This is a genomic window from Nostoc sp. FACHB-892 (genome assembly GCF_014698795.1).
GTDB lineage: Bacteria > Cyanobacteriota > Cyanobacteriia > Cyanobacteriales > Nostocaceae > Nostoc.
The window spans coordinates 245,881-271,531 of record NZ_JACJTR010000004.1 but is presented as its reverse complement, the minus strand read 5'-3'; the positions used below and the strand labels follow the sequence as shown (position 1 = coordinate 271,531).

Sequence of the window (25,651 nt, the reverse complement as noted above, 5' to 3'; positions counted from 1 at the left end):
TTACCCTATTCCCACAGCTGTCCATGCTCCATTTCCTCTGTTCTGTGGAGTGGGATTTTCCCACTCTACATTCCTAGTAAATTTTCTATCTTTCGGTCATGAAAACACTTTCCACTTATGACCCGACATTATTTGAGGGTGCAGCTCAGGTTTACGCTGAATATAGAACTAAATACCCACCTGAAGTATTTGAGAAACTAGTTGAGATTTTCCATCTCAATGGTCAGGGACGACTCCTAGATTTGGGTACTGGGCCAGGATTAATTGCTATTCCCTTACGAACCAAATTTGAGGAAGTGATTGCGATCGATCCAGACCCAGATATGCTTAAAGAAGCGCAACAGCAAGCAGCAGCTAAAGAAGCAAACAATATTACTTGGTTAGAACTAGGAGCCGAACTAATTAACCCTAGTTTGGGAGTATTTAAACTAGCTACCATTGGCAGAGCTTTCCATTGGATGGAACGAGAAGTTGTACTGGAACGCCTTTATGAATTGCTGACAGATGATGGAGGTTTAGCACTACTCAACACTGGCGATAACCCTTGGGAAAGCTCTTTACCCTGGAAACAAGCTGTTATTGGAGTAGTGAAAAAATGGTTAGGTGAAGAACGACGGACTGGACAACGAGGACAAGGTATTCGTAAACCAGTTGATCCTCCCCACGAAGTTGTAATTGCCAATTCCAAATTTGCTCGTCAAGAATTCTATAAAGTGCCTTTTGAAAAGTCCTGGACAATCTCTAGCTATCTTGGTTACTTATACACTACAGCCTTTTCTCTGAAAATTTTCTACGGCGATAAAGCCGAAGAATTTGAAGCAGATATCAAAGAAGCATTATTAGCAGTTGAGCCTTCTGGACACTTTACAGAAGAACTCACAGCAACCATCCAAGTAGTTTGGAAAAACTAGCTCTCACACTAGAAAAATACAAAACTTAAACTTCTATTCGCAAATGAGTAAAACACGCAAGTTTCGTCTAGGTGCATTTATTCAAGCCACCGGACACCATATTTCTGCATGGCGACACCCTGATGCACAAATAGACGCTGGATTCAACTTTGAGCATTACAAAGAAGTTACCCAGACAGCCCAACGTGGCTTATTTGATGCAGTTTTTTTGGCAGACAGCCCAGGAGTTTGGGGCGATGCGCCGGAAATTCAGAAACGCAATGGTAAACTTGTCCATTTCGAGCCAGTCACTCTTTTTTCTGCTTTATCCTCTGTAACCCAAAATATCGGCTTTATTTCTACCGCTTCAACTACTTATGAACAACCCTACACTCTAGCACGTAAGTTTGCCTCTCTAGATCACTTGAGTCAAGGTAGAGCGGGGTGGAATGTCGTCACCACAGGTAATGAAAATGCCGCAGGTAATTTTGGTCTTGAGCATCACCCGGAACACAGCCAGCGTTATGAACGTGCCCAAGAGTTTGTGGAAGTGGTGAAAGGATTGTGGGATAGCTGGGAGGACGATGCTTTTATTCGCGACAGAGAATCTGGAATTTATTTCGATCCGAATAAACTGCATATACTCAACCACAAAGGTAAATATTTTTCTGTCAAAGGCCCCTTGAACGTCGGTCGTCCACCCCAAGGTTATCCGGTAATTGTGCAAGCTGGAGCTTCGGAAGCCGGGCGAGACTTAGCTGCGCGGACTGCTGAAGTGATTTTTACTGCCAATCAAACCCTAGCCGATGCCCAAGAATTTTACGCTGATGTCAAAGGTAGGCTGGCGCAATATGGACGTTCTCCAGACGATCTCAAAATCATGCCTGGGGCTTTCCCAATAATTGGCAGAACTGAGGAAGAAGCTCAAGAGAAGTATGAATTCTTACAATCATTGATTCATCCCGATGTAGCTTGGGGCATTTTGCGGAATTATTACAAAGGTGTCGATTTGTCTAAATATTCCCTAGATGATTTGGCTCCCGAACTGCCCAGCGACACCAACAATAACAAGAGTCGTCTGAAACTAGTTAAAAATTTGGCGACTCGTGGGACTTTGACGCTGCGCCAGTTATATCTTGCTCTGGCTACTGCAAGAGGTCATCGCACCATACTTGGTACTCCTGAAAGTATTGCTGACCAATTAGAAGAATGGTTCAACAATGGTGCGGCAGATGGCTTTAATATCATGCCGCCAATTTTACCTACAGGGTTGGATGACTTCGTTAACTTAGTTGTCCCTGTTCTCCAGAAGCGCGGTTTATTCCGCACTGAATACGAGGGTAGTACCTTACGTGAAAACCTGGGGCTACGTCGTCCTGGTAATCGTTTCGCCGCTAAACAAGTGGAAGAGAGATTAGTTTTGGCGTAAATTTTCCGGCTTTCTTTGCATATTTGCAAAGCACAGAGATATCAGAACAACTTGTAATTTTTTCAAGGAAAAAAACATGACTGAATATAGCAGATTGAAAACATCCCGCTCCGCCGCCATTAAAGCCACCCTTGATTATCCAATCATTGACACCGATGTTCATACCAATGATTTCACTCCGGCGCTTGAAGATTATATTGCTAAATACGGTGGCTCGAAACTGGTAGACGAATTGCGTAAGGCGGAAGCCTCTCGTCTCAACTCCAAGAGCAATGGTAAAGATTGGTATCAGCAAACTCCAGAAGAACGTCAATATAACCGGACAATTCGATCACCTTGGTGGGCTAGAGTTACTCGTAACACGTTGGATCTCGCTACTTACACTTTGCCGGAATTGTTCTATGAACGTCAGGCGGAGCAAGGATCAGATTATTCAGTGTTATTCCCCAATAACGTCTTAGCACCGGCTGGAGCCAGTGCAGAAAACCGTCAAGCATTGCAACGGGCAGTCAATCATTATCATGCTGACCTCTACCGCAAATATAGCGATCGCCTGACACCAGTCGCTGGCATCCCCATGAGTAATCCTCAAGAGGCAATCGAAGAATTAGAGTTTGCCGTAAAAACACTGGGTCTTAAGGTAGCAAATATTCCTGGTGGTGTAAAACGCCCAATTAAGGCGATCGCAGATAAATATCCTGCCGATCAATTCCCGGAAATCGCCAAATACGCTTCTTATATCGACTTTTATGGACTGGATAGTGAATATGACTACGATCCGTTCTGGGCTAAGGCGGTTGAATTAGGCGTACCTATTACTACCCATTATGGTAGTCAAGGTTGGACTGGACGCTCCTCCATCAGTAACTACATGAACAACCACATCGGTCACTTTGCCGATGGTTCTCAAGCATTTGCTAAGGCACTGTTCTTTGGTGGTGTGACCAAGCGTTTTCCCCAGTTGCGCGTAGCCATGCTCGAAGGTGGTGCGGATTGGGGCGCTCACGTCTACATTCATTTAGTGGATCGTTTCTCTAAGCGCAATCTTCAGGGACTACAAAACTACAACCCAGATAATGCTAATCCCGATGAGTTGTTCGAGTTGTTTGAACGCTTCGGGGGCGAAATTACTCAAGGACATTCCCTCAGCAAAGAGGAATTGACCAAGAGTGTACTGGGTTCTTCCTTTAACCGTCATAGCCGCTCACCCGTTGGTAGTGAATTAGAAGATTTTGCCGCAGCCGGGATTGAAACTATTGAAGACATCCGCGATCGCTGGGTGAACAGTTTCTTCTTTGGTTCCGAGTCTGATGACCGCACCATAGCCGCAGCATTCAATGACAAAGCTAATCCCTTGGGTGTGAAAATCAACGCCATTTATTCTTCGGATGTTGGTCATTGGGATGTGCCAGACTTGACCGACCCATTAGCCGAAAGCTGGGATTTGGTACAAGAAGGTGTGATTTCTAAGGCTGACTTCAAGGACTATGTATTCACTAATCCTTACAAGTTCTATACTCAAGCCAATCCTGACTTCTTCAAGGGTACGGCGGTTGAATCCAAGGTACGTAACATCGAATCTCCACAAGTAAATAAGAATTTGGTGACGGCGTAAGGGATGAGTAAGGAATAGCTATATTCCTTTCTTCTTTGCGATCGCTAGTACTGGTTAATTTGTCGATCGGTTGCTTGGTGGTTCGTAGCGATCGCCCCACCAAGCAACGAAGAATTGGTATCTCCGTGTTCTCTGCGCCTCTGCGGTTTATTTATCCTACGAACCACAGAGACATGGAGAACGCAAAGAAAGTAAGGAACAGAAAAGTTTATTGCGCTCTAAAATCTAGGAATCAAAATTATGCCCGTCGAACAGCATTCTTTTAACACCAGCAATGGTTCCTTGCCTTATCTTTTTTCACCTGTCTCTGCCTATGCTAATCAACCCGCGCCCCTTGTGTTATTTCTGCACGGAGCGCGCGATCGGGGCACAGATATAAATGTGCTGCTGAAATGGGGTTTACCTCGTTTCGTGGATTCGTCTAGCCCCTTACCTTATGTCTTTGCTGCTCCCCAACTTCCTGAAGGACAGACTTGGGTAGATCGAGAAGCAGATGTAATTGCTTTGCTTGATGATCTCATTGCCTCCCAAGCGATTGATCCGTCCCGCGTGATTTTGTCTGGGTTCAGCTTAGGTACAGCTGGGGCTTGGCATATTGCTGCTTCCCATCCTGGTCGTTTTGCTGGTCTGGTGGCAGTTTCAGGTCGTGTACCCAAAACATTAGAAGAAACCCAATTAGCTGCACTGAAAAATATTCCCATCCAAATATTCCAAGGTGGAAAGGACGAAAAGCTTTCTGTTGAAGATGTGGAACAGATTGTCAATACCTTACGCAAAGCGGGGGGAACAGTAGATTTTACATTGCTGCCTGATGGCGATCATTTTATTGCTGATGAAGTATACAGTGACCCGAAATTGCAACAATGGTTAGGTTCACAAAAGCGTCGTCAAGTTTCTGTAGTTGCATAAGCACAATCCCCAGTCTCAATCGCCATCACCCCTTAACATGACACCAACAACTAAGCTCGGTCAAACTGGATTGAGCGTTTCCCGTCTCTGTCTTGGCACAATGACCTTCGGTTTGCAAATCGACGAAGAAATTTCCAGACAGATTCTCGATACCGCAGCCGATGCGGGAATTAACTTTCTAGATACAGCCGACGTTTATCCCCTTGGCGGTGGACTGACTACAGCTGGACGGACAGAGGAAATTGTCGGACGCTGGCTTAAAGGCAAACGCGAGCATTTCATTTTAGCTACCAAATGCGTGGGACGAGTCGGCCCTGCACCTTGGGATCAGGGTGCTTCACGCAAACACATTCTTGATGCTATTGATGCTTCCTTAAGAAGATTGGGAACCGATTATGTTGACTTATATCAATTACACTCCGACGATGCCTCAACCCCTCTGGATGAAACTTTAGAAGCATTAGATATCGTAGTGCGTGCTGGTAAAGTGAGATATATCGGGGTTTCTAACTTCTTAGCCTACCGACTCAGCCGCGCCTTGGGTCGAGCCGATGTGCGTAATTTAACTCGCTTCGTTTCGATTCAACCGCGTTATAATCTCCTATTCCGTGAAATTGAACGAGAACTATTGCCTTTAGCGCAAGAAGAAGGACTAGGCGTAATTTCTTACAATCCATTAGCAGGTGGTTTACTCACAGGTAAACACAGTATTGCTCAAGGCCCCACATCAGGCAGTCGTTTTACCTTGGGTACTGCCGCAGAACGTTATCAAGAACGTTACTGGCACGATCGCCAGTTTAATACTGTCGAGGAATTACGCACAGTGGCGGATCTGGCTGGAGTGTCACTTACTACCCTAGCGGTGGCTTGGGTACTGGCTAATCCTGTGATTACTGCTCCTATTATTGGTGCTAGTCGTCCAGAACAACTTTTTGATACTCTCAAAACTGTAGAGCTTAAACTTGACGACAATTTGAAGCAAAAACTAGACGAAATCACCGCCGAATACCGCAGGGGAGATTCTCTACGTTAGGTATGGAGATTAATTCAGTATTCATGCCCAAAAAGGTTCGTAAGGTTAAAATTTTTCAACGTGCTGCCGACGCACCAGCTTTGCCAGAAACTCCATTTAAGTTCATTTGTTATTTCGTTAATCAGTTCCGTTGGTGGTATCTGGCAATAATAATCCTGGAGGCAATACACGCAACCTGCGGTATTATGTTGCCTTATGCCATTGGCGAAATTATCAGGAGTGTGACGCGATCGCCTGACAACAGCCAGCCCATTCTTGATGCTATCAGGCAACCCGTAATCCTGTTCACTGCTTTGAGTTTAGGAGAAGTAGTATTTGGGCGATCGGCTGGACTGTTGATGACTATTCTCCATCCGATCCACCGACAGCACATAGTCCGCTCCTTGTATGCTTACTTGCAGCACCATTCACATCGTTACTTCAGCAGTAGTTTTGCGGGGGCATTAGCACATCGCATCGGCGAAACCTCTCTAGGTGTGACTCAGACAATGCAAATGCTGATTTCGGAATTTATGTCCGTCATCATTGTGTATATAGTCTCCACGATATTACTGTATCGCGTCTATCCTCCACTGGCTGCATTCGTGGGGTTATGGGCAGTTTGCTTCATTAGTATTTCGTTTTGGCTGGCAACTCGCTGCCGAATTTACTCCCGAATAGCCGCAGCCGCCAGAAGTGAGACAACTGGCATTATTGTAGATGCAATCACAAATCTCACCAGTAGCCGACTATTTGCTCGTCTAGGTTTTGAACGACGCTACTTGAATGAGCAATTAAGGCTCGAACTCAAAGAGGTGAGAAAGTCAAACTGGTACTCGGAGCGAATTCGTTGGTTTCAGTTTATCTCAGCAGCCATTCTGAAAGTTGGTACTCTGTATTACTCGCTCTCACTGTGGAATCAAGGAGCGATCACAGCTGCTGATTTTGTGGTAGCAACTAGTTTATCACTGTTAATTATCAGTGAAGCCCGTAACTTAAGTCGGCGGTTTCTCGAAATATTTGAACATATCGGGAATATTGCCAATGGTGTTTTAACTATTATTCAACCCCATGAACTGATTGATCGAGATAAAGCGATCGCTCATTCAATCACTCAAGGTAAGATTGAATTTCGCCAAGTCAATTTCAGTTACTTAGAAGGAAAGCAAGTTTTTCAGAACCTTTCTGTTACCATTCAACCAGGTCAGCGTGTAGGGCTAGTAGGCTTTTCCGGCTCAGGAAAATCTACTTTCGTCAATCTGATTTTGCGTGTATTTGATCCCCAATCAGGACAGATTATCATTGATGGGGTGGATATTCGTGATATGACTCAAGAGGCTCTCCACGCTCAAATTAGCTTGATTCCCCAAGACCCTTCTTTATTCCATCGGACATTGATGGAAAATATTCGCTACGGACGACTGGATGCCACCGATGAGGAAGTGATCAAGGCGGCACGAAAAGCTCATGCTCACGATTTCATTGCCCAGATCAAAGAAGGTTATCATTCGCTGGTGGGTGAACGTGGTGTCAAACTATCGGGAGGACAGAGACAGCGCATTGCGATCGCCCGCGTAATTCTCAAAGATGCGCCAATCTTGATCTTAGATGAAGCTACTTCCAGCCTCGATTCGATCACCGAAAAAGCGATTCAAGACACCCTAGACTTGGTGATGAATGAGAAAACAGTCATTGTGGTAGCTCATCGACTATCTACGATCGCCCATCTAGACCGGATTTTGGTGTTCGACCAAGGCCGCATTATTGAAGATGGTACCCACAACCAACTGCTGGCAAAGGGTGGTGCTTACTACAGGTTATGGAAAATGCAGGCGGGTGGATTTTTACCTGTAAAAGCTAATAATCAGAATGTCTCCGAGTTACCAACTAGATAGTTGTGAATAAGATGCTCTAGTCGCTCGCCAAACAAACTTTGCAGAGTTTGGCTGCAAGCCAAGTACTTTAGCTCTTAATACAAACTTATGCACCTAATAAAGTTGCCTTCCCAGGCTACTTGAAAAGTTTTCTAAGTAATTTTTAATTTTTAGCAAGCATGACTAGACTATTCAACACTCGCCGCCGCTTCATCAAGCTGAGTACAGCAGGTTTACTAGGATTATCAACTTCATTTGCTCTGGGTAGTTGCAATACAAATACTCAGCAAGCAGAAATATCTACTAGCGCAATTAATGCATCAGCTTCTAATGGTATCAAGGCGAAAGTACTCCGTATGGGGTATCAACAAGCTGGTGATTTAGTGAGAGTGACAGGAGTCTTAGAAAAACGCTTAGAGCCTTTAGGTATCAAGGTAGAGTGGGCACAATTTGCCCAAGGGCCGCAGCTAATGGAAGCCATGAATGTTGACAAAATTGATTTGGGTTCCGTAGGCGAAACTCCCCCAATATTCGCCCAAGCAGCTGGCGCTCAAATCGTTTATGTTGTTGGTTCTCGACGCACTGAAAAAACAGGTAGAGGAAGTGCGATCGCAGTACCCCCAGATTCTCCAATTAAGACTGTTCGGGATATCAAAGGGCAAAAAGTAGTCTTCCAAAGAGCTTCTGCCTCACACTATTTTATTCTCAGAGCTTTAGAAGATGCAGGCTTGAAAGCTAATGATATTGAAATTTTGAGTATACCTAACGTAGAAGCTAGTAGTGCTTTTTTGGAGGGAAGAATTCCTGTTTGGGTAAGTGGTGATCCTCATTTAGCCAGGGCGGAAATATTAGGTAAAGCGCGGATTATTAAAACAAGCCAAGGACTTGATACTCCAGGCGGATACTATATCGGCAGAAAACAATTTGCAATTGAAAATCCAGAATTGCTGCGAATAGTGATTGAGGAGATTGATAAAATTCAACGCTGGGCAGAAATACATCCCAAAGAGACAGCAGGCTTAATTATGCCTCATCAAAAATTAGATCCACAAGTGATGGACTTGGTACTTAGTCGTCGTAGCTACGGATTAAGAGCTATTTCTCCTGAGTTAATCAGGGATCAACAAAGAGTTGCCGATTATTTTTATCAAAACGGAGTGCTGCCTAAACCTGTGAATATTCAAGCAGCCGTATTGACATCTGAACAATATGCAGCTATTACTCCGGAAGCAATTAGCCAAAAATAGCATGAATAGAAAAAGCTTGGTTAAAACATAAATTAGCTTTTTTGAACCTCGCATGACTATAAGTCACGAGTGTGCGGCTTATAGAAAGCAAGAATATCCCACTAATATGAAAATGTGGTAAAAAAGTATATTTTGATGCGGCAATAAAACATATCAGCACCAGCCAATGGAAGCACATCGTAGCCCCACTTGGAGGCTGCGACATTCCACCGTTCATTGGCAATTCCTCTTTTTGTTGCAGATAATAGTTTTAGAGCTAATTATTTAAGAGGTTGATTGTGGTCTTTGCTCAAACCAGTCCCCCAAATATAATAACAACTCGCCTGAGGTTAGACGAGTATCGGGCTATGGAAGAAACCAATCCAGAACGCCATGAATACCGCTTTACGAAAACATCAAGTAAGCCAGAAAACATCAACTCACTCTCGTAAATTGGCAGAGGCACTGGGTAAATCAGAGCCATTTTGTTTTTTAGCCATTGATTGAAGCCCCCGCAATAAATTCATCAAAAGATTCATAAGTTCTTTCATTTTGACGTAAATCATCAAGGTTAGTAGGGAAGGGCTGTTCTTGTTAGGTCTGTTAATTTTTCATTGAGGAAATCTCAGATGACAAACTTTTTCAGCAAGATGATACGATTAGGCATAAAAACTTCACCTTTGCAAGCCATCTTGTTATTTATTAATCAGGCGATCGCTAAATTTTTTCAGCCTAAATGGGAATCTTATCTCTATGTAATTCTACCTCATCCCACTGAAGCTAAGATTTTAATGTTGTCCGAACGGGGTAGTTATTTTCTACCTCATGTTCGTGTAAATAAAAGTATAGATTATGCTAATTTTATAACTATTAAGTCAGAAATAGAGCCAGAACTTGGATTTTCGGTCAACATTTTATATTATGCCAGCCAGGATTACGATAAATCGAAGCGTCAAATTTGCTATATATATGTACTAGAGCGGGATGCTTCTGTTGCGAAATTTAAAGAAGGTGATTGGATTGATTTGGAAATTTTGAGAAATCAATCCTTAAAATTTCCCGAACATAAATCAGTTATCGAAACATATTTAACAGAAATTGAGAATGGTGATATTCCGGAACTGCGTCCACCTTGGGCTAGAGAAGGTTGGCTTCAATCGGCAGTTCAATGGATTGACGAACAATTATTAAAATTAAACTATCATCGACTTTCCCCCGTAGAATGTATAAGAAGTTGCGGGATTTCTTGTGTATTAAGGGTTAATACAAGCGTAGGAAATATTTATTTGAAGGAATCTTCTAAATTACCTCTTTTTTGTAACGAACCAGTAGTGACAGCTGAATTAGCGAATTTATTTCCCGCACATATTCCTAATGTAATTAGCGTCGATACTCAGCGTCACTGGATGTTGTTAGCTGATTTTGGAGAACCTATTGGTAGAAATACACCCATAAAATTGCAAAAAGATATTTATCGTTTACTCGCTCAAATACAAATCAAATCAGTTCAGCATATAGATAATTTACTAAGTGTAGGATGTTTAGACCGACGTTTGAATTGGCTAGTAACTCAAATCGATGTTTTGTTTAATGATGAAATTGCTCTATCTCAATTGCAAGCAGACGAAATCAAACAGCTACAAACCTTTGTTCCCTATCTGGAAAACCTCTGCTCTCAACTAGCTAGCTATCAAATACCGCAGACATTAGTTCACGGTGATTTACATTTAGGTAATGTTGCTTTTTATAAAGATAGCTACCTCCTTTTTGATTGGACTGATAGCTGTATTTCTCATCCTTTTTTTGATATGTTTGAGTTATTTTTTCCACGTCAAGATAAACCTTCCTCATCAGCCTTGAAGGATTTACAAGAGGAATATCTAGCCCAATGGACAGCTTATGAACCAATGTCACGTTTACTAGAAGCTTGGACATTAACCAAACCTTTATGTGCTTTACATCATGCAGTTTCATATCAGCATATTGTAGCTTGTTTAGAACCAAGGGCAAAACAAGAGTTGAGTAATGCTTTGCCCCATTTTCTACGAGAGCTTTTAAAATGCACAATTGAACTGGTTGAAAACTAATGAGTATAGTTTGTATTGCTTTAAGAAATGCAGCGCTTGATAACACAATAGTAACTCCCCATAAACAATACTCACGAGCTTCTTGAGCGTATAGTAGGTGAAATGGGGAGATAGCTATTAGTGCGATCGCCTGCTCTTGTACTTCTAATTTATAAGTTTCCCAATGCAATACGGCTGCTTGGGGTAAGCGTGGTTGAATTTCTACATTCACAGATGAGTCTGTGTAACCAACGCGCAACCCAAATACAGACATGAGGTAACTCGTGTACACCTAACGACGATAAAGTAATTTGGTAGGATTGTTCATAGCTTTAGCGATCGCAACTTGAAAAAAACAAAATGTACTGGTGTGTCCGACTTCCTGTAGGGTGTTACAAATTCTTAACTTTTTGGTGAAAAAGCTGCATATTGCTCAGGTGTAAGCATTGCTTCTCTGACATCGATTTGTTTGGGAATTAAATTCAGTTTGTAGAACTTATTAGCAACTTCCTGTTGTAGAGTAATTAGCTCTTGAGTGATTGGTGTAATGCCAAAAGTTCTTCTATTCGTACTTTTTCGCATGGTTTCTAAATCAATCCCCAAAATAGGAGAAAGAGTAGCTGCTACTTCTTCTCGATTCTGAGTAGACCATATTTCTAATTTTTGAATTTCTTCTAATACTGCCTTAATAATTTCTGTTTGCTGGGCAGCAAAATTCTGGCTGGCAAGGTAATATCCTCCTTGTTTATTAATTCCTGTGCCATCAATTAATTTGCGAGCATTGACAGATTGTTCGGCTGCTGCATAGAAGGGGTCCCAAATTGCCCAAGCATCAATACTACCTCTGACAAAAGCAGCACGAGCATCGGCTGGTGTTAAATATGTAGGTTTAATATCACTATACTGCAACCCATATTTTTCTAAAATTTGCACTAGCATATAATGAGCGCTAGAGCCTTTTTGAAAAGCAACTTTTTTACCTTTTAAATCATTGACTCTTTTGATGGCAGAATCTTTAAGTACAAGTATTGCTGAACCAGCCGGGCTAGGGGAAATTCCAGCAACATAGGTAATTGCTGCACCTGCTGCTTGGGCAAAAATTGGCGGTGATTCTCCTACGTTTCCGAAGTCTATACTGCCAACATTCATAGCTTCTAAAAGCTGTGGCCCCGCAGGAAATTCAATCCATTCTACAGATACACCTTCGGGTTGTAAGCGTTTTTCTAAAAGCCCTTTACTTTTGAGGAGAATTGCCGATTTTTGATAGCCTATTCTAATTACTGATGCTTTATTTGCAGTTGGGTTATTAACAGATACAGGAGTAGTATTGCTGTCATTATTGGCTGTACAGGCAGCAAATAAAAAACTGAGACATAAGGCAATTATAAAAGCCCCAACTAATGGGATAGATGCGACAGATATACGAGACTTCCATTTTAAAAAATGGACTATTAAACGCTGGATCATGAGATGAAGCACCAAAATTTATCCTGAACTAACCGAATTCTACATTAAGTCGATCAAATTACCGTATTTTGGCTACAAAAAAATTCACCTCCCCTACGGCTAAAATGCCAAACTGGTGCGGAGAACACCTACCCAAATCGCGTCATTAGCGTCATTATGTTCTGGTTTGGTAATCAAATAAAAAATTGGTGTGATACTAATGTTGTCATTTACACGGAAACGATAAAAAGTTTCGATGTGTAAAGATGTATCCGGGTCTTCACGATTTTGTCCAGCTACCTGGAAATTGTTACTTGTTACCTTTGGTGGTATACCTAGAGTAATACCACCAACATTCCCTTCTTTAAATAAGTCTGGGAAAGATAAATTCAAAGCGCTATTGATAATAGTGGCATTACTATTACCATCGCCTTCTTGATTAGCCAAGGTATAACCAAACCAACCACCAACATGAAATCGAGGATTTACTCTCCAGTTAAATTGCAAGCCATAATTATCAGATGTGGTGGCGTTTTGTAAAAATGGATTTCTGGCAAAAGCGCTACCTGTGCCACCGGTAAGATTCAAACCAGAGTTAGCTGTAAAATATTTGCGGGTGTAAGTCAGACCCAAATTAAACTGGTTACTGGGTGTAAAAGTAAGCTGTGCGATCGCAGCAAAGGAACTGTCAAAAAGTCCACTATCAGCAGTGTTTGCCTGAGTATCATCAGCAATATAAGCCGCGTGTAGTTGCAATTGATTACTAAATTTATAGGCTACAGCTGCACCAGCACCATCAAAGCCAGGGCGATATACAGTCGGGTTGAATGCTCCAAACCGAGAAAAACCACCTTGTAAAGCACTACCATTGATGGGGTTTAAGGTAGGGACATAAACTGGAAAATTGAGTGTTCTCGTCCCTATCCAAACTGTAGCTTTGTCACCTACAGGAAAGGTATAGTATAAAGCTGATATATACACTTCATCATCTTCAAACTTCCCAGCATCCAAGGTAAAACGAGTCATGTGAGTACCCGTAGTTGCAGCCAAGTTAGGAATATTCATGGCTTGTAAAGACGTGACTAATTGATCTCTACCTGTAAAGCTAGTTTGTAAGGACAGTTGGGAACGGTAAGAGAAAAAAGTGTTAGTGTTATCGCTGCTATCATCTGCGGGAGTATTATTTGCCCTGTTACCAAAGGTATCGGCCACCACAAAAACCGCATTACCAACTAATTTCGTAGTTGTGGAAAATTGTTCTGCTTCTACCTTTGCTGTTCTAACTTCTAAATTATCAATTTTTCCCCTTAAACTAACCAATTCAGCCCGAAATTGCTTTGTTAATCGTTCAAGAGTCGCCAAATCTTCTTTACTAGATAGTTCAGCTGTAGACGATGCAATCAATTCTCTAATTTGTCCTAAGCAAGCATTTAACCCAGCCGCAAATTCGTAGCGAGTCAAAGCACGATTTCCGCGATATGTGCTGTCAGGGTAGCCAACAATACAACCGTATCGTTCCACCAAAGATTGCAATGCTTGAAAGGCCCAGTCTGTCGGCTGTACATCAGAAAGTTCAGATACTGATGTTACAGAAGATTGGTTAACTGGTTGTGGGGTAGCTTGGACAAGTTTAGGGTTAATGTTGATTATTTCTGCTGACTCAGATATATCAACTTTACTCAATGGTAATAATGTTCTTTCTTCATTGGCAAGAGTTTTGATACTTGCGGTTAAGATTAACAGCACCGCAAAGATTGGCAAAGTCAGTAATAAATTCCAAAGAGTTTTTTTCATCTTGATAAACACACAATTCGGTCTGGTACAAAATCTTTTGTAATTCCCTATTAGTCCGGTCACGTCAGAAAGCTATCTTGTGCCACAGGCTAACGTAGCAAAGATATTCAGGGATTTTTAATTATTGGGTATGATGAAAAGCGCACAACGTGTAGGCTAAAGCACAGATGAGGTAATCTACCCCAAAAAAGTCTTTAACGTGAGATTTTTCCAAATCGCAGCCTGAAGTTGATACAAAAGAACTTTGCTTTGCCCCCACAAAGCGTTTCATCTGTAGTCAAATTATCCATAACTGGTATTGAGATTAATATACGGCAAATCGGTCGACTTATCGCGCTTTAGATTTTACAAGATAGTAGCATTTCATAAAAACTTTAGTAAATGGGTGTTTCTCACTCCATTTATTTAATATTTAAAATTAAGAAATATAGTTGCCCTGCTCAACGATATCTGGTAATGTGTATACTTCAGATGCTAACTACGCTCAGTCGGTAGATTTAGAGTATTTTAAGATTTGTAGCATAGCTAATCAGATCAATTATTCAAAGATATGAAATACAAGCAACTTGGTGAAAGTGACCTAAAAGTTTCCGAAATTTGTCTGGGAACTATGACTTATGGACATCAAAATACTATTGAAGAAGCGCATCAGCAACTAGACTATGCTGTTTCTCAAGGAGTGAATTTCATTGATGCTGCCGAAATGTACCCAGTACCACCACGTGGTGAAACTCAAGGTACAACAGAAGCTTATATTGGGGAATGGCTACAAAAGCAACAGCGTGAAAACTTGATAGTTGCCACCAAAATTGCTGGGCCCGGTCGTCCTTTTAAATGGCTACGGGGGGGAAATATCAAAATTGACCGTGATAATATTAAGCAGGCAGTTGATGATAGTCTTCAGCGATTAAAAACAGATTATATAGACTTGTATCAGATTCATTGGCCTGATCGTTATGTTCCCACTTTTGGACAAACAGCGTATAATCCTGAATTTGAAAGAGAAACTGTTCCCATCTCTGAACAATTAGAAGTATTTGCAGATGTTATCAAAGCTGGAAAAATTCGCTATGTAGGTTTGAGTAACGAGACTCCTTGGGGAGTTAGTGAATTTGTACGTGTGGCGCAACAATTAGGATTACCCAAAGTTGTTTCGATTCAAAATGCTTACAATTTACTCAATCGAATATTTGATTCGGCTTTAGCAGAAGTTTCCCGTCATACTAATGTTGGTTTGTTAGCTTATAGCCCTTTAGGATTTGGTTTATTATCTGGGAAGTATGTACAAGGTAGGCCAAAAGAAGATACAAGAATCACTTTATTTTCGAGTTTTGGACAACGCTATCTCAAACCAAATGTGAATGACGCTGTAGCAGCTTATGTAGAAATTGCTAGGAAATATAATTTAAAACCTGCTCAATTAGCTTTGGCTTTTGTAGAGAGTCGTTGGTTTGTCAGCAGTACCATTATCGGTGCTACAACACTGGAACAATTACAAGAAAACATTGATAGTGTGAATGTAATTATTGACCCAGAGATTTTAGCAGAATTAGATGCAGTTCACACGCGTTATCCTAATCCTGCACCTTAGGTGATTTCTCACAAAGAATATATTCAGGTTGACGAGTTTCGACTTCTCTGCAAGACGCTACGCGTAGCTTGCTTCCCCGGAGGGGTACGCTCAACTCTCGATTTTTTAGTTAACTGAGCGCAGTCGAAGTAGCCTGTCGTAAAGCCTGCGGCATAGCTACGCTTCGGGCGCAGCCTCTGGTAGAGAAGTGTCGAAACCAACGGTGGCGGTAGATTTATTAACGAAAATTGCCTTAGTTTTCTAATAATTTTATATATCTTCTTGATTTTTTAGAAAAAGTATGCAAAGCTTTCTTTATCGAAAATACACTAAATCGATCGACAATTAGTAGAATTAGTATTTGAGAAGCCAATATACTGATGACTTTAGCTCAACAAGCTATTTGGTTTGGTTGTTGGTCTATTGCATCTAACGTTCAAGTTTGCGTTTAGCAGTAAGTATTGTAACTGTCTTGTCACAAAGGTTTTTATGTTCATGCAAGCATTGATATTTCAGCGAGGGATTTGATGAGTAATAACCTGTATTCTAGGAATTCATCTGACAACGATTTTGACCAGACCTTGCTTGGTGATGTGCTGGTGATTGGTGGTGGCCCAGCAGGTACTTGGGCTGCTTGGAGTGCAGCTTCTGCTGGTGCGCGAGTGGTTTTAGTCGATAAGGGCTATTGTGGTACGAGTGGTTGTGCAGCAGCATCAGGTAATGGTGTGTGGTATGTACCACCCGATCCTGATAGTCGGGAAACAGCAATGGCCAGTCGGGAAGCATTAGGAGGTTTTTTATCCAGCCGGGATTGGATGCAACGAGTGCTGGATCAGACTTTTGCGAACGTTAACCTACTTGCTGAGTGGGGTTATCCTTTTCCTGTAGATGACGAGGGTAGACCCTATCGACGCAGTCTCCAAGGCCCAGAATATATGCGCCTGATGCGGAAGCAAATTAAACGGGCAGGGGTGAAAATTTTAGACCACAGTCCGGCTTTGCAGTTATTGGTAGATGCAGAAGGTGCAGTAGCAGGAGCGACGGGAGTTAACCGTCAGACTGGTACAAAATGGGTTGTGCGATCGCATACTGTAATCATTGCCACTGGGGGCTGTGCTTTTTTAAGCAAAGCACTGGGTTGCAATGTATTGACCGGGGATGGATACTTAATGGCAGTCGAAGCGGGTGCCGAATTGTCGGGGATGGAGTTTTCCAACGCCTACGGCATCGCACCTGCTTTTTCATCCGTCACCAAAACTTTATTTTACAATTGGGCAACTTTCACATACGAAGATGGTACGCCAATCCCGAATGCAGGTTCACAAAGGGGGCGTTCTGTAATTGCTCAAACTTTATTAACACAGCCAGTTTACGCCATCATCGACAAAGCCACAGAAGAGATGCGGGTGAATATGCGTTTAGCACAACCCAACTTCTTCTTACCTTTTGATCGTGCCGGTATTGATCCATTTACACAGCGCTTTCCTGTAACTTTACGTTTAGAAGGGACTGTGCGTGGTACGGGTGGCATTCAGATTAATGATTATACTTGTGCTACTTCTGTACCTGGACTTTATGCAGCTGGAGATGCAGCCACAAGAGAATTGATTTGTGGCGGATTTACAGGTGGTGGTAGTCACAATGCTGCTTGGGCATTGTCTTCAGGATACTGGGCGGGACATTATGCAGCAACCTACTCTCTTGATTTAGGAAAGCAAGCGAACCAACGCCAAGTTGAAGCTGTGGGTGGGGTAGGATTTACATCTGGTAGTCAACGCCAAATTAATAGTGCAGAAGTTATCCAAGCTACCCAAGCAGAAGTATTCCCCTACGATCGCAATTATTTCCGCACTCAAGAAGGGTTGACAGCTTCATTGCAGAGATTAAATTCTCTCTGGCAAGAAATACGCACCAGTCAAGCACCAGATAATCACAATATTCTCCGCACTAGGGAAGCTGCTGCAATGGTAGCTACAGCCCGATGGATGTATAGCAGTGCCTTGGAACGTAAAGAAACGCGGGGAATGCATAGGCATTTGGATTACCCAGAATTAGATCAAAAACAGCAACATCATTTAATTAGTGGCGGTTTAGATCAAGTTTGGGTGATACCAGAAGGGCTGAAGAGTGAGAAAGAACTGGCAATAGCATCTTCTTGATCTCTTGTCTTCAATCTAAAATCCAAAATCTAAAATTACCATGATTGAATTAGTCAGCGAGTCGCGGTGCATTGAATGTAATATCTGCGTCAAGGTTTGCCCGACTAATGTGTTTGATAAAGTACCTGATGCGCCGCCTACCATTGCCAGACAAAGCGACTGTCAAACTTGTTTTATGTGCGAATTGTACTGTCCAGTTGATGCGTTATATGTCGCCCCCGAAGTTGAACCCCTGGCAGAGATAGACGAAGAGTCACTTAAAAAAGCGGGATTTTTGGGAAGTTACCGCGAAAATATTGGCTGGGGAGGCGATCGCACTACTACAGCTAAACAAGATTCGACTGCCCAAATTCTCAAACAGATGAAATAATCTAGCAACTTTGATAGAGATGCGTAATATCGTGTCTCTATATTTTAATTTTCTAGTTTTATAGTTTGTTTACCATGATTATTTCTACTCGTTATATTCCTAAGTTATCCACCCTCGCTACATTATTTCTCTTACTCCTTAATACTGCTTGTAGTTCTCAAGCAGTAGAAAATTCCAGTGGGGAAGTCAAACAAACTACTAGCACTCTGCGTCTGGGTTTTATTAGTACCAGCAAAAGTCAAGTTCCTACAGGCCCGACTGGTTGGGCAATGTATCATCATAAATTCTTACCAGGATTAGAAAAATTGGGTATTACAGAGGTGAAGACATTGAGTTTTCCCAATGGCCCCAACCTCAACGAAGCTTTAGTAGCTGGAGCAATAGATGTTGGTATTTATGGCGATACACCTGCATTAGTTGCTAAATCTCAAGGAATTCCTACCCGCTTAATTAGTCAGGAACAAGTGGGGATGAATGCTTGGTTATTGGCCAAAGAAAATGGCCCTCGTTCAATAGCAGAACTCAAAGGACAAAAAGTAGCGACAGCCAGAGGATCATATATGCATCGCTACTTAATCGGATTACTACACAAACATGGTATTGCCGAACAAGTAACTGTGGTTCATTTACTGACTAGCGAAGCAGAAGCAGCCTTAGAACGAGGTGATGTTGCTGCTATTGCTGCCGCCGCCGGTGCAGGGCCACTTTTGCAAGCTAAAGGCTACATGGTAATTGATGAAGCAATCAACCATCCAGATTTACGGGGAACGAGTGTGGCTGTGGCTACAGAAGCTTTTCTCACTAAACATCCAAATTTACCGCAAAAATGGAATCAAATTAAACAGGCTGCGGTGCAAGATATCCAGGCTAATTCAGAAGCTTACTATAAATTTCATGCTCAAGCTTCTGGATATCCCCTTAATGTGGTTAAAGTTTCTTATCCTATCAAACAATTTCCTAAAGAAGCTGTACCAACGCAAGGACAGCAACTTTTAGAAGGCACAAAGCAGTTTTTAGTGTCGCAGAAATTAGCTAAATCGGATTTTCTATTAACTGATTGGATTGTGCCGTAAGGGGCTTCCAAATAAAAAATAATCAATCGCTTTGGTGAGCAGAGGAAGCAGGGGGAGAAAAAATCGGACAGTCGTATTGGACGCAGCAATTAAGTAGTTTAATTTTTGGATGTCCGTAAGTACAAAAATAATTAAGGGAGTTATCAACGATGAAACTCATTATCCCAATAGAGGTGGCGGCTGAACTAGAACCAAAATTACCAGATGATGTGGTAGTTGTACGTGTGGATAGCGAAGGCAACTTAGATGGTGATGCTACAGATGCCGAAGTTTACTATAGCTGGTTTCTCCTCAAGCCAACAACTTTGCAACGAATTCTTACATCTGCACGGCAATTGCGTTGGCATCATGCACCAAATGCGGGTGTCAATCACATTATTACACCAAAATATATTGAACGTAATCTTATTTTGACTAATGGGGCGGGAGTTCATGCTATCCCTATTGCCGAATTTGTGATTGGCTATATGTTGTCCTATGCCAAACAACTACCAAGGTTACAAAAACTGCATACTCAACACCGTTGGCAAAGAGGTTTTCAAATTGAAGAATTGTTAGATAAAACTTTATTAATTATCGGTGCTGGTGAAATCGGACAAGAAATTGCTGTCCGCGCTAAAGCTTTCGGGATGCGTATTTTGGGCAGTCGCCGTCACCCACAACCATTACCTAATTTTGAAAAAGTAGTGGGTGCTAATGGGTGGAAACCATTACTAAGCGAAGCTGATTATGTTGTAGTTGCTACACCATTGACATGGGAAACTAAGGGCATGATTGATGACGAAGTATTCCAATTAATGCCTTCTCATGCTTATTTAATTAACATTGCTCGTGGGGCAATTGTGGATGAATCTGCACTTACAAAAGCATTACAAGCAGGTAAGATTGCCGGGGCTGCTTTAGATACTGTATTTACAGAACCACTATCAGCAGAAAGCCCATTGTGGTTATTACCCAACGTTTTTATTACACCCCACTGTTCTGCTCATTCTCCTAGAACTAAAGAGCGATCGCTGGCTTTGTTCCTGGATAATTTAACACGTTATCGCCAAGGTCGACCTCTACGTAACCTCGTAGATCAAACAGCAGGTTATTAATTCATTTGGACTATTGCGATGATTCCTTTATCTCAGTTCAGATCAAAAAAATCAGTAGCTTTTTATTGACAACTCTGTTTATGAGTTTTCTATTCGTGGTGATTCTGCGATCGCCTATGGCCGAGATATAATTCCCTTGGTAAAAAAAGTAGTACAGCGACGAGAACAACAAATAGTAACAGTGGCTTAAACCACCTAAAATATTATGTCTCACACAACTATTCCCGAACCCTTAGAAACAGACCAATGGTTTGTTGATAGTCCTGAACTATCTGAGTTTGTCGCTACTGCTAAAGAAATTATTGCTAGTACCAGTGGCGATCGCGCAGAAACCCTCAATGCTCTAAAACCTTATTTTACCGCCCTACTCAACAAACAAAATTGGCTACCACAAAATTTTGCTCGACCAAATCCTGACGGTGGTTTAGGTGGCGGTATCGGTCAATGGTTGCTGTATCGTTCCCAAGAGCCATGTCTAACGACAAGCCCCAACTCTTGGAGAGGCTTCTCCTGTGGGAGACGCTTTGCGAACGCGAACGCCAACGCGTCTACGTTAACTATTTTTAGTTTAGTAATTCCCCCTAATTCTATAACTCCTGTTCATGACCATTTATCTTGGGGACTTGTAGGTTTGTATCAAGGTAAACAAGAAGAAACTGTCTACCGTCGCCTAGATAAGGGTGAAACAGAAGGATTTGCCGATTTAGAAATTGTTGGCTTGCATCAAGTAAATCGTGGTGAAATTTACCATTTGTTGCCTCCTGATGGAGATATTCATTCTGTGAAAGCTACCACAGTATTTTCACCATCTATCTCAATTCATGTTATGGGAAATGATACTGGTAGTATTTGGAGAAATCAGTATCATCCAGAACAACAAAGTATCAAATCTTTTCGCTCTGGATACTCTAATGTACCTTAAATCAATTCTCCAAAATCAACAAGTTGATGTTAAGCAACTATGGGATAGGAGTTTTAATGAAGATATCGCCAAATGCAATTAGCGGTGTCTCCAGAAGTTAGAAGTTGAGAGTCAAATGTCACAATCACCTGTTTTAGAACTTACCACAGCAGCATGTTCTCCTGATTTATTTGAGCTTGTCGCGTCGCTAGCGGCTGATTTTGCCATACGTGCAGCCATCCACGATCGCAACGGTTCTTTTCCGTTCGAGAATTTTCAAGCTCTCCACCAAGCACAGCTGTTAAGTCTCACCATTCCCCAAGAATTCGGTGGTCAAGACGTAAGTTATAAGACTATCTGTAGAGTAATTGAAAAGATAGCTAGTGGTGATGCTTCCACGGCTTTAGTGTTGACCATGCACTACTTACAACATAGTAATGCCGCCCGGACTCGTCGTTGGCATCCCGCAGTTTATGAGCGCTTGTGTCGGGAGTCAGTCACAGGTATTGCTTTACTCAATGCGGCTCGTGTAGAACCAGAATTAGGTACACCCGCCAGAGGGGGATTACCTGCAACTATTGCCCAGCAAACAGAAAATGGTTGGCTGGTAACCGGCCATAAACAATATACTACAGGCAGTCCTATCTTAAGTTATTTTGTTGTTTGGGCACGCACAGATGAGAAAGAACCAAGAGTAGGCAGTTTTCTTGTGCCGCGCGACCTTCCTGGTGTGAAGATTGAGGAAACTTGGGATCATTTAGGAATGAGGGCTACAGGTAGCCACGACCTGATTTTAGAAAATGTCTTGATTCCCCAAGAATACGCTTTGGATATTCATCCTGTTAAAGCTGTGTTAACACCAGACCCCCTAAAACTCGCAAGTGGTAGTTTATGGTTAAGTGCGTTATATCAAGGAGTAGCCACAGCCGCACGAGATTGGTTAGTTGAGTATTTGAATGAGCGATCGCCTACTAACTTAGGTACTAGTTTAGCAACTTTGCCCAACTTTCAAACAGCTATTGGTGAAATCGAAGCCTTGCTGTACGCTAATCAACGATTAATCTACAGCCTAGCGGACGACATTGATCAAGGTGAATATGACACTAAAGTTGCTTTACAAGCACAAACAGTAAAATATCTAGCTACAAATAACGCTATTCGTGCTGTAGAAATAGGACTCAAACTAATTGGTAATCCGGGATTATCTAAAAAAAATCCTTTAGAAAGACATTATCGAGATGTGCTGTGTAGTCGCATTCATACACCACAAGATGATGTAGTTTGTCTCTCTCTAGGCAAGTCAGCATTAAAAAATCAAACTTAAAAATGTGAAATTAGAAATTATCTAATTTATGTATTTTATCTAGAGGCAAAACAGATGTTTGATGGGAAAATTGAAAGAGAATTATTAGATGGAGAGCCTTGGTTAATTAGACAACCATGTAAATTACCATATTATCTTCAGCTATTAGTCGATCAAGAACAAGAAAAAAAAGATATTTGGGAGTTAGAAGAACACAGTATATCTACTTTGAACCCAAAACAGAATAATTCACAAACTACGAATTATTTTGAGCCTGATACCAATTCTGTATAGCAGTCCTAAATGATTTGTAAAAAGGTGTCAGGAAAATTCATTCTTTTTAAAGATGGGATGAGAGATACCCCGTTAACAGTTAACAGTCTTTCGTGTTACCCCATCTCCTTTTAGGAATATCTACCTAATTAATAGGTAGCACATCTACTACAATACAGACGATTTCTCTTATGAAACTGTGATTTGCTTATTTTGAAAAAATTGCTGTAAATGGGGTTGTTCTAATTTAAGGTTTAATTCTTGAGCCTTTTCCTTATTCCTGGCTTAATTTCACGCCGTTCCTTAGGTTTGACTTTTATTCTATAGCAGCTACAGAAATGACATGGTGTTGCCAGAACAAGCACCACCTTGTAGCCATAGTACGTTAGTCATCGGCTAGGTATTTTTGTATTGTTTACCATACGTGATTTAGGAAATAATGCTTGTGTAGCCTCACGTATTTATCAATATTTATTTATTAATATTAATACACTTTTTATGAAGTTATCTATTGTTAAATAAAAATTAATCATTAGAAAGAATTAAAATCTAATTAAGATTGGCTAAAAGGTTGTATCAATAACAGACTTTTTAGAAAAAAATTGAATAATAAACTAAATATGCTAGTTTTAGATAGCAATAATTAATTATCTCTGGAAAGTTAGATACCCAATTTTTAAATATGAATAGGCTAATGTACTCTTGCGAAAGTTTATAAGACACAACCCCCAAGCATTCACTGTTTTCAATGGTGAGAGATAAAACGTAGCTTTGGTGGGGTGGGGTTATTATTTTTAATTTCTGCAAGAGGTCTAATATTTTCAAGCTGAAACCCTTGCAAATTAGAAAATATGACTACTAACCAAAAAAAATAATCGGTAAATAAACTTTTTTTTAAGATCAGAGTGAATAGTTATACTTTGATAATAAAGTTAGGTATTAAATATATAATCTGTTCTCAGATAAATATAGAATAACTTCGTTATGTTAGGTTATGATACAAAACATATTAAAAAAAATTAAGGTGTTTAAAGCTGACATTAATATTGGCAATTTCCCCCTAGAATTTTAGAAATAGAGTGTTTTATAGTAAACAAATTGATTCACTCAATTCTTAGGCATGGGGTATAAGGAAAGAAATAGTTATAGGGGATAGAGTTTATGAACTGTCTCCTGTTCTCTATTCTTAGCCCTAGTCTCAGACAAACAAGGGGAATTTTGCCTAAAGGACTCGAAGCCTGCGTAAATCAGTATGGCCCGTGATTAGACACCTAAAGCGTGTCTTAATCATTCGTGGGCGTTGACTCAATTCCCAATTGGCTAGAGTACGGCAGAGTTATGACCCCCAGCATTACAGATTCAGCAGTGAAGGCTGCGTTAGCAGCTGTTGCTTCAGAGTCAGCCTCAGCAGATGAAAAAATCCAGATGCTGATCGAGATAGCACAGGGTTTTCAAAAAAAGCCCAAAGCTGCCCAAGACTTGCGAAATGCAGTTGGGTTATATTACCGGGCCTATGAGATGTGTGGTGAGGAGTATCCCCTGTTAAAAGCTAGGGCCCAAGTGGGTATGGCAGGGACGTTACAGGCAATACCGGATGCTGATTACCAACTGCTGATGCAAGCGAAAGTCGGTTATGAAGAGGCATTACCGATTCTACAACAACTAGCAACGCCAGAGGAAGTAGCAGAAACGCAGATGAATTTTGGGCTGGTGTTACAGTCGCTAGTGCCATTCAATTTGGCGCGAATAACCGATAGCATCCAGGCTTATCATGAGGCGTTGCGGGTGTTTACTTGGGAAGATTACCCCCAAGAATACGCGATTTTGTATAACAATATTGCGATCGCTTACCTTTCTATGCCCTTAGCATCAGAACGGGAATACTTGCGTCAAGGGTTAGCAGTGCAATCATTTGAGGTGGCGCTAAAGCATATTAATTTGATTGACCATCCTAGAGAATATGCGATGTTGCAAAACAACTTAGGTAACGCTTTGCAATACTTAGTAAGTTCCCATCCTGTGGAGAATAACTTACGTGCGATCGCAGCTTATGATGAGGCGTTAAAAGTGCGTAATCCTAAAGATACACCTTTAGAGTACGCTAACACAATTTCAAACAAAGCCAACGCCCTATTCAACTTACCAGACGACCAAGAAAAACCTGAAGCTGGTAATCCTAAAAATCTTTTGCAAGCGCGTGCTTACTATCAAGACGCTTTAGAAATATTTACGGAATTTCAACAAATTGCACAAGCAGAAGTAGTAATCCAAGCGCTACAAGATGTAGAAGCAGAAATAGGGAATAGGGGATAGGTTAGTTATTCTTTCTCCCTCATCTCCCTACTCCCCTAATTCCTAATAATCAGGACAAAACAGCATGAGAGATATTTTAACAACGCCAAATCTAATAAGTTTTCTCACAAGTTTAGCAGATGGTGACTTGAACATAGCAACAGAATTTGTATGGTTAATCATCGCCACTGCCTTATCTATGGTTGGCGGTGCAATTGGTGGAATGTTATTAGCTGGGAGAGATATAGGTTATCAGTTTTCAGCAATGCTAGGTGCATTATTTGCCCCTGCGGGTGTAATTCCCGCCATCATCTTAGGGCTTGCTGCCTTAAATTTATTAACAAATTACTAG

General features: G+C 41.4%; 21 protein-coding genes. 19 read left to right on the top strand and 2 right to left on the bottom strand.

Annotation, left to right across the window (positions count from 1 at the left end; translation table 11 throughout):
• Nucleotides 1–98: 98 nt before the first annotated feature.
• From H6G96_RS07975 to H6G96_RS07935, 9 genes are all read left to right on the top strand, one after another.
• A complete protein-coding gene (locus tag H6G96_RS07975) occupies nucleotides 99–911 on the top strand; it encodes a class I SAM-dependent methyltransferase (protein WP_190910944.1) in 813 nt (270 codons plus the stop codon).
• Nucleotides 912–954: 43 nt separating this feature from the next.
• Nucleotides 955–2,319, top strand: a complete 1,365-nt coding sequence (locus H6G96_RS07970) for an LLM class flavin-dependent oxidoreductase (protein WP_190910943.1) — start codon at nucleotides 955–957, stop codon at nucleotides 2,317–2,319.
• A 76-nt stretch (nucleotides 2,320–2,395) separates the two neighbouring features.
• Entirely contained in the window at nucleotides 2,396–3,934 is a 1,539-nt protein-coding gene (locus H6G96_RS07965; RefSeq protein ID WP_190910942.1) for an amidohydrolase family protein, read from the top strand.
• Nucleotides 3,935–4,174: 240 nt separating this feature from the next.
• The gene (locus H6G96_RS07960; protein WP_190910941.1) at nucleotides 4,175–4,843 is read left to right on the top strand and encodes a dienelactone hydrolase family protein; all 669 of its coding nucleotides are present in this window, start codon (nucleotides 4,175–4,177) and stop codon (nucleotides 4,841–4,843) included.
• 37 nt (nucleotides 4,844–4,880) lie between these two features.
• A complete protein-coding gene (locus H6G96_RS07955) occupies nucleotides 4,881–5,876 on the top strand; it encodes an aldo/keto reductase (protein ID WP_190910940.1) in 996 nt (331 codons plus the stop codon).
• A gap of 23 nt (nucleotides 5,877–5,899) precedes the next feature.
• Entirely contained in the window at nucleotides 5,900–7,750 is a 1,851-nt protein-coding gene (locus H6G96_RS07950; RefSeq protein ID WP_190910939.1) for an ABC transporter ATP-binding protein, read from the top strand.
• Between the two features lie 158 nt (nucleotides 7,751–7,908).
• Nucleotides 7,909–8,976 carry an aliphatic sulfonate ABC transporter substrate-binding protein gene (locus H6G96_RS07945; protein WP_190910938.1) on the top strand — a complete coding sequence of 356 codons (1,068 nt, stop codon included), beginning with the start codon at nucleotides 7,909–7,911 and terminating at the stop codon, nucleotides 8,974–8,976.
• A 278-nt stretch (nucleotides 8,977–9,254) separates the two neighbouring features.
• Complete coding sequence (locus H6G96_RS07940) at nucleotides 9,255–9,407, top strand: hypothetical protein (RefSeq protein ID WP_242063197.1); 153 nt, start codon at nucleotides 9,255–9,257, stop codon at nucleotides 9,405–9,407.
• A gap of 177 nt (nucleotides 9,408–9,584) precedes the next feature.
• Nucleotides 9,585–11,042, top strand: coding sequence for a phosphotransferase (locus H6G96_RS07935; RefSeq protein ID WP_242063196.1), 1,458 nt, complete (start codon nucleotides 9,585–9,587; stop codon nucleotides 11,040–11,042).
• Between the two features lie 381 nt (nucleotides 11,043–11,423).
• Here H6G96_RS07935 and H6G96_RS07930 read toward each other — a convergent pair whose 3' ends face one another.
• On the bottom strand, nucleotides 11,424–12,488 hold the full coding sequence (locus H6G96_RS07930; protein WP_190910937.1) for a sulfonate ABC transporter substrate-binding protein: 1,065 nt from the start codon (nucleotides 12,486–12,488) through the stop codon (nucleotides 11,424–11,426).
• 99 nt (nucleotides 12,489–12,587) lie between these two features.
• Entirely contained in the window at nucleotides 12,588–14,261 is a 1,674-nt protein-coding gene (locus H6G96_RS07925; RefSeq protein ID WP_190910936.1) for an iron uptake porin, read from the bottom strand.
• A 550-nt stretch (nucleotides 14,262–14,811) separates the two neighbouring features.
• Here H6G96_RS07925 and H6G96_RS07920 point away from each other — a divergent pair.
• The 10 genes from H6G96_RS07920 (at nucleotide 14,812) to H6G96_RS07875 (ending at nucleotide 25,651) form a co-directional block, all read left to right on the top strand.
• Nucleotides 14,812–15,852: an NADP(H)-dependent aldo-keto reductase gene (locus tag H6G96_RS07920; RefSeq protein ID WP_190910935.1), complete on the top strand. Its 1,041-nt coding sequence runs from the start codon at nucleotides 14,812–14,814 to the stop codon at nucleotides 15,850–15,852.
• A gap of 506 nt (nucleotides 15,853–16,358) precedes the next feature.
• Entirely contained in the window at nucleotides 16,359–17,990 is a 1,632-nt protein-coding gene (locus tag H6G96_RS07915; protein WP_190910934.1) for an FAD-binding protein, read from the top strand.
• Between the two features lie 40 nt (nucleotides 17,991–18,030).
• Nucleotides 18,031–18,360, top strand: a complete 330-nt coding sequence (locus H6G96_RS07910; RefSeq protein ID WP_190730833.1) for a 4Fe-4S binding protein — start codon at nucleotides 18,031–18,033, stop codon at nucleotides 18,358–18,360.
• 74 nt (nucleotides 18,361–18,434) lie between these two features.
• Nucleotides 18,435–19,433 (top strand): ABC transporter substrate-binding protein, encoded by a 999-nt coding sequence (locus H6G96_RS07905; protein WP_190910933.1) that lies wholly within the window; start codon nucleotides 18,435–18,437, stop codon nucleotides 19,431–19,433.
• A 149-nt stretch (nucleotides 19,434–19,582) separates the two neighbouring features.
• The gene (locus H6G96_RS07900) at nucleotides 19,583–20,530 is read left to right on the top strand and encodes a D-2-hydroxyacid dehydrogenase (protein ID WP_190910932.1); all 948 of its coding nucleotides are present in this window, start codon (nucleotides 19,583–19,585) and stop codon (nucleotides 20,528–20,530) included.
• Between the two features lie 205 nt (nucleotides 20,531–20,735).
• Nucleotides 20,736–21,452, top strand: coding sequence for a hypothetical protein (locus H6G96_RS07895; RefSeq protein ID WP_190910931.1), 717 nt, complete (start codon nucleotides 20,736–20,738; stop codon nucleotides 21,450–21,452).
• A 115-nt stretch (nucleotides 21,453–21,567) separates the two neighbouring features.
• Nucleotides 21,568–22,755 carry an acyl-CoA dehydrogenase family protein gene (locus H6G96_RS07890; RefSeq protein WP_190910930.1) on the top strand — a complete coding sequence of 396 codons (1,188 nt, stop codon included), beginning with the start codon at nucleotides 21,568–21,570 and terminating at the stop codon, nucleotides 22,753–22,755.
• 54 nt (nucleotides 22,756–22,809) lie between these two features.
• The gene (locus tag H6G96_RS07885; protein ID WP_190910929.1) at nucleotides 22,810–23,028 is read left to right on the top strand and encodes a hypothetical protein; all 219 of its coding nucleotides are present in this window, start codon (nucleotides 22,810–22,812) and stop codon (nucleotides 23,026–23,028) included.
• A gap of 1,317 nt (nucleotides 23,029–24,345) precedes the next feature.
• Nucleotides 24,346–25,320, top strand: a complete 975-nt coding sequence (locus H6G96_RS07880) for a hypothetical protein (RefSeq protein WP_190910928.1) — start codon at nucleotides 24,346–24,348, stop codon at nucleotides 25,318–25,320.
• Nucleotides 25,321–25,384: 64 nt separating this feature from the next.
• Nucleotides 25,385–25,651, top strand: a complete 267-nt coding sequence (locus tag H6G96_RS07875) for a hypothetical protein (RefSeq protein ID WP_190910927.1) — start codon at nucleotides 25,385–25,387, stop codon at nucleotides 25,649–25,651.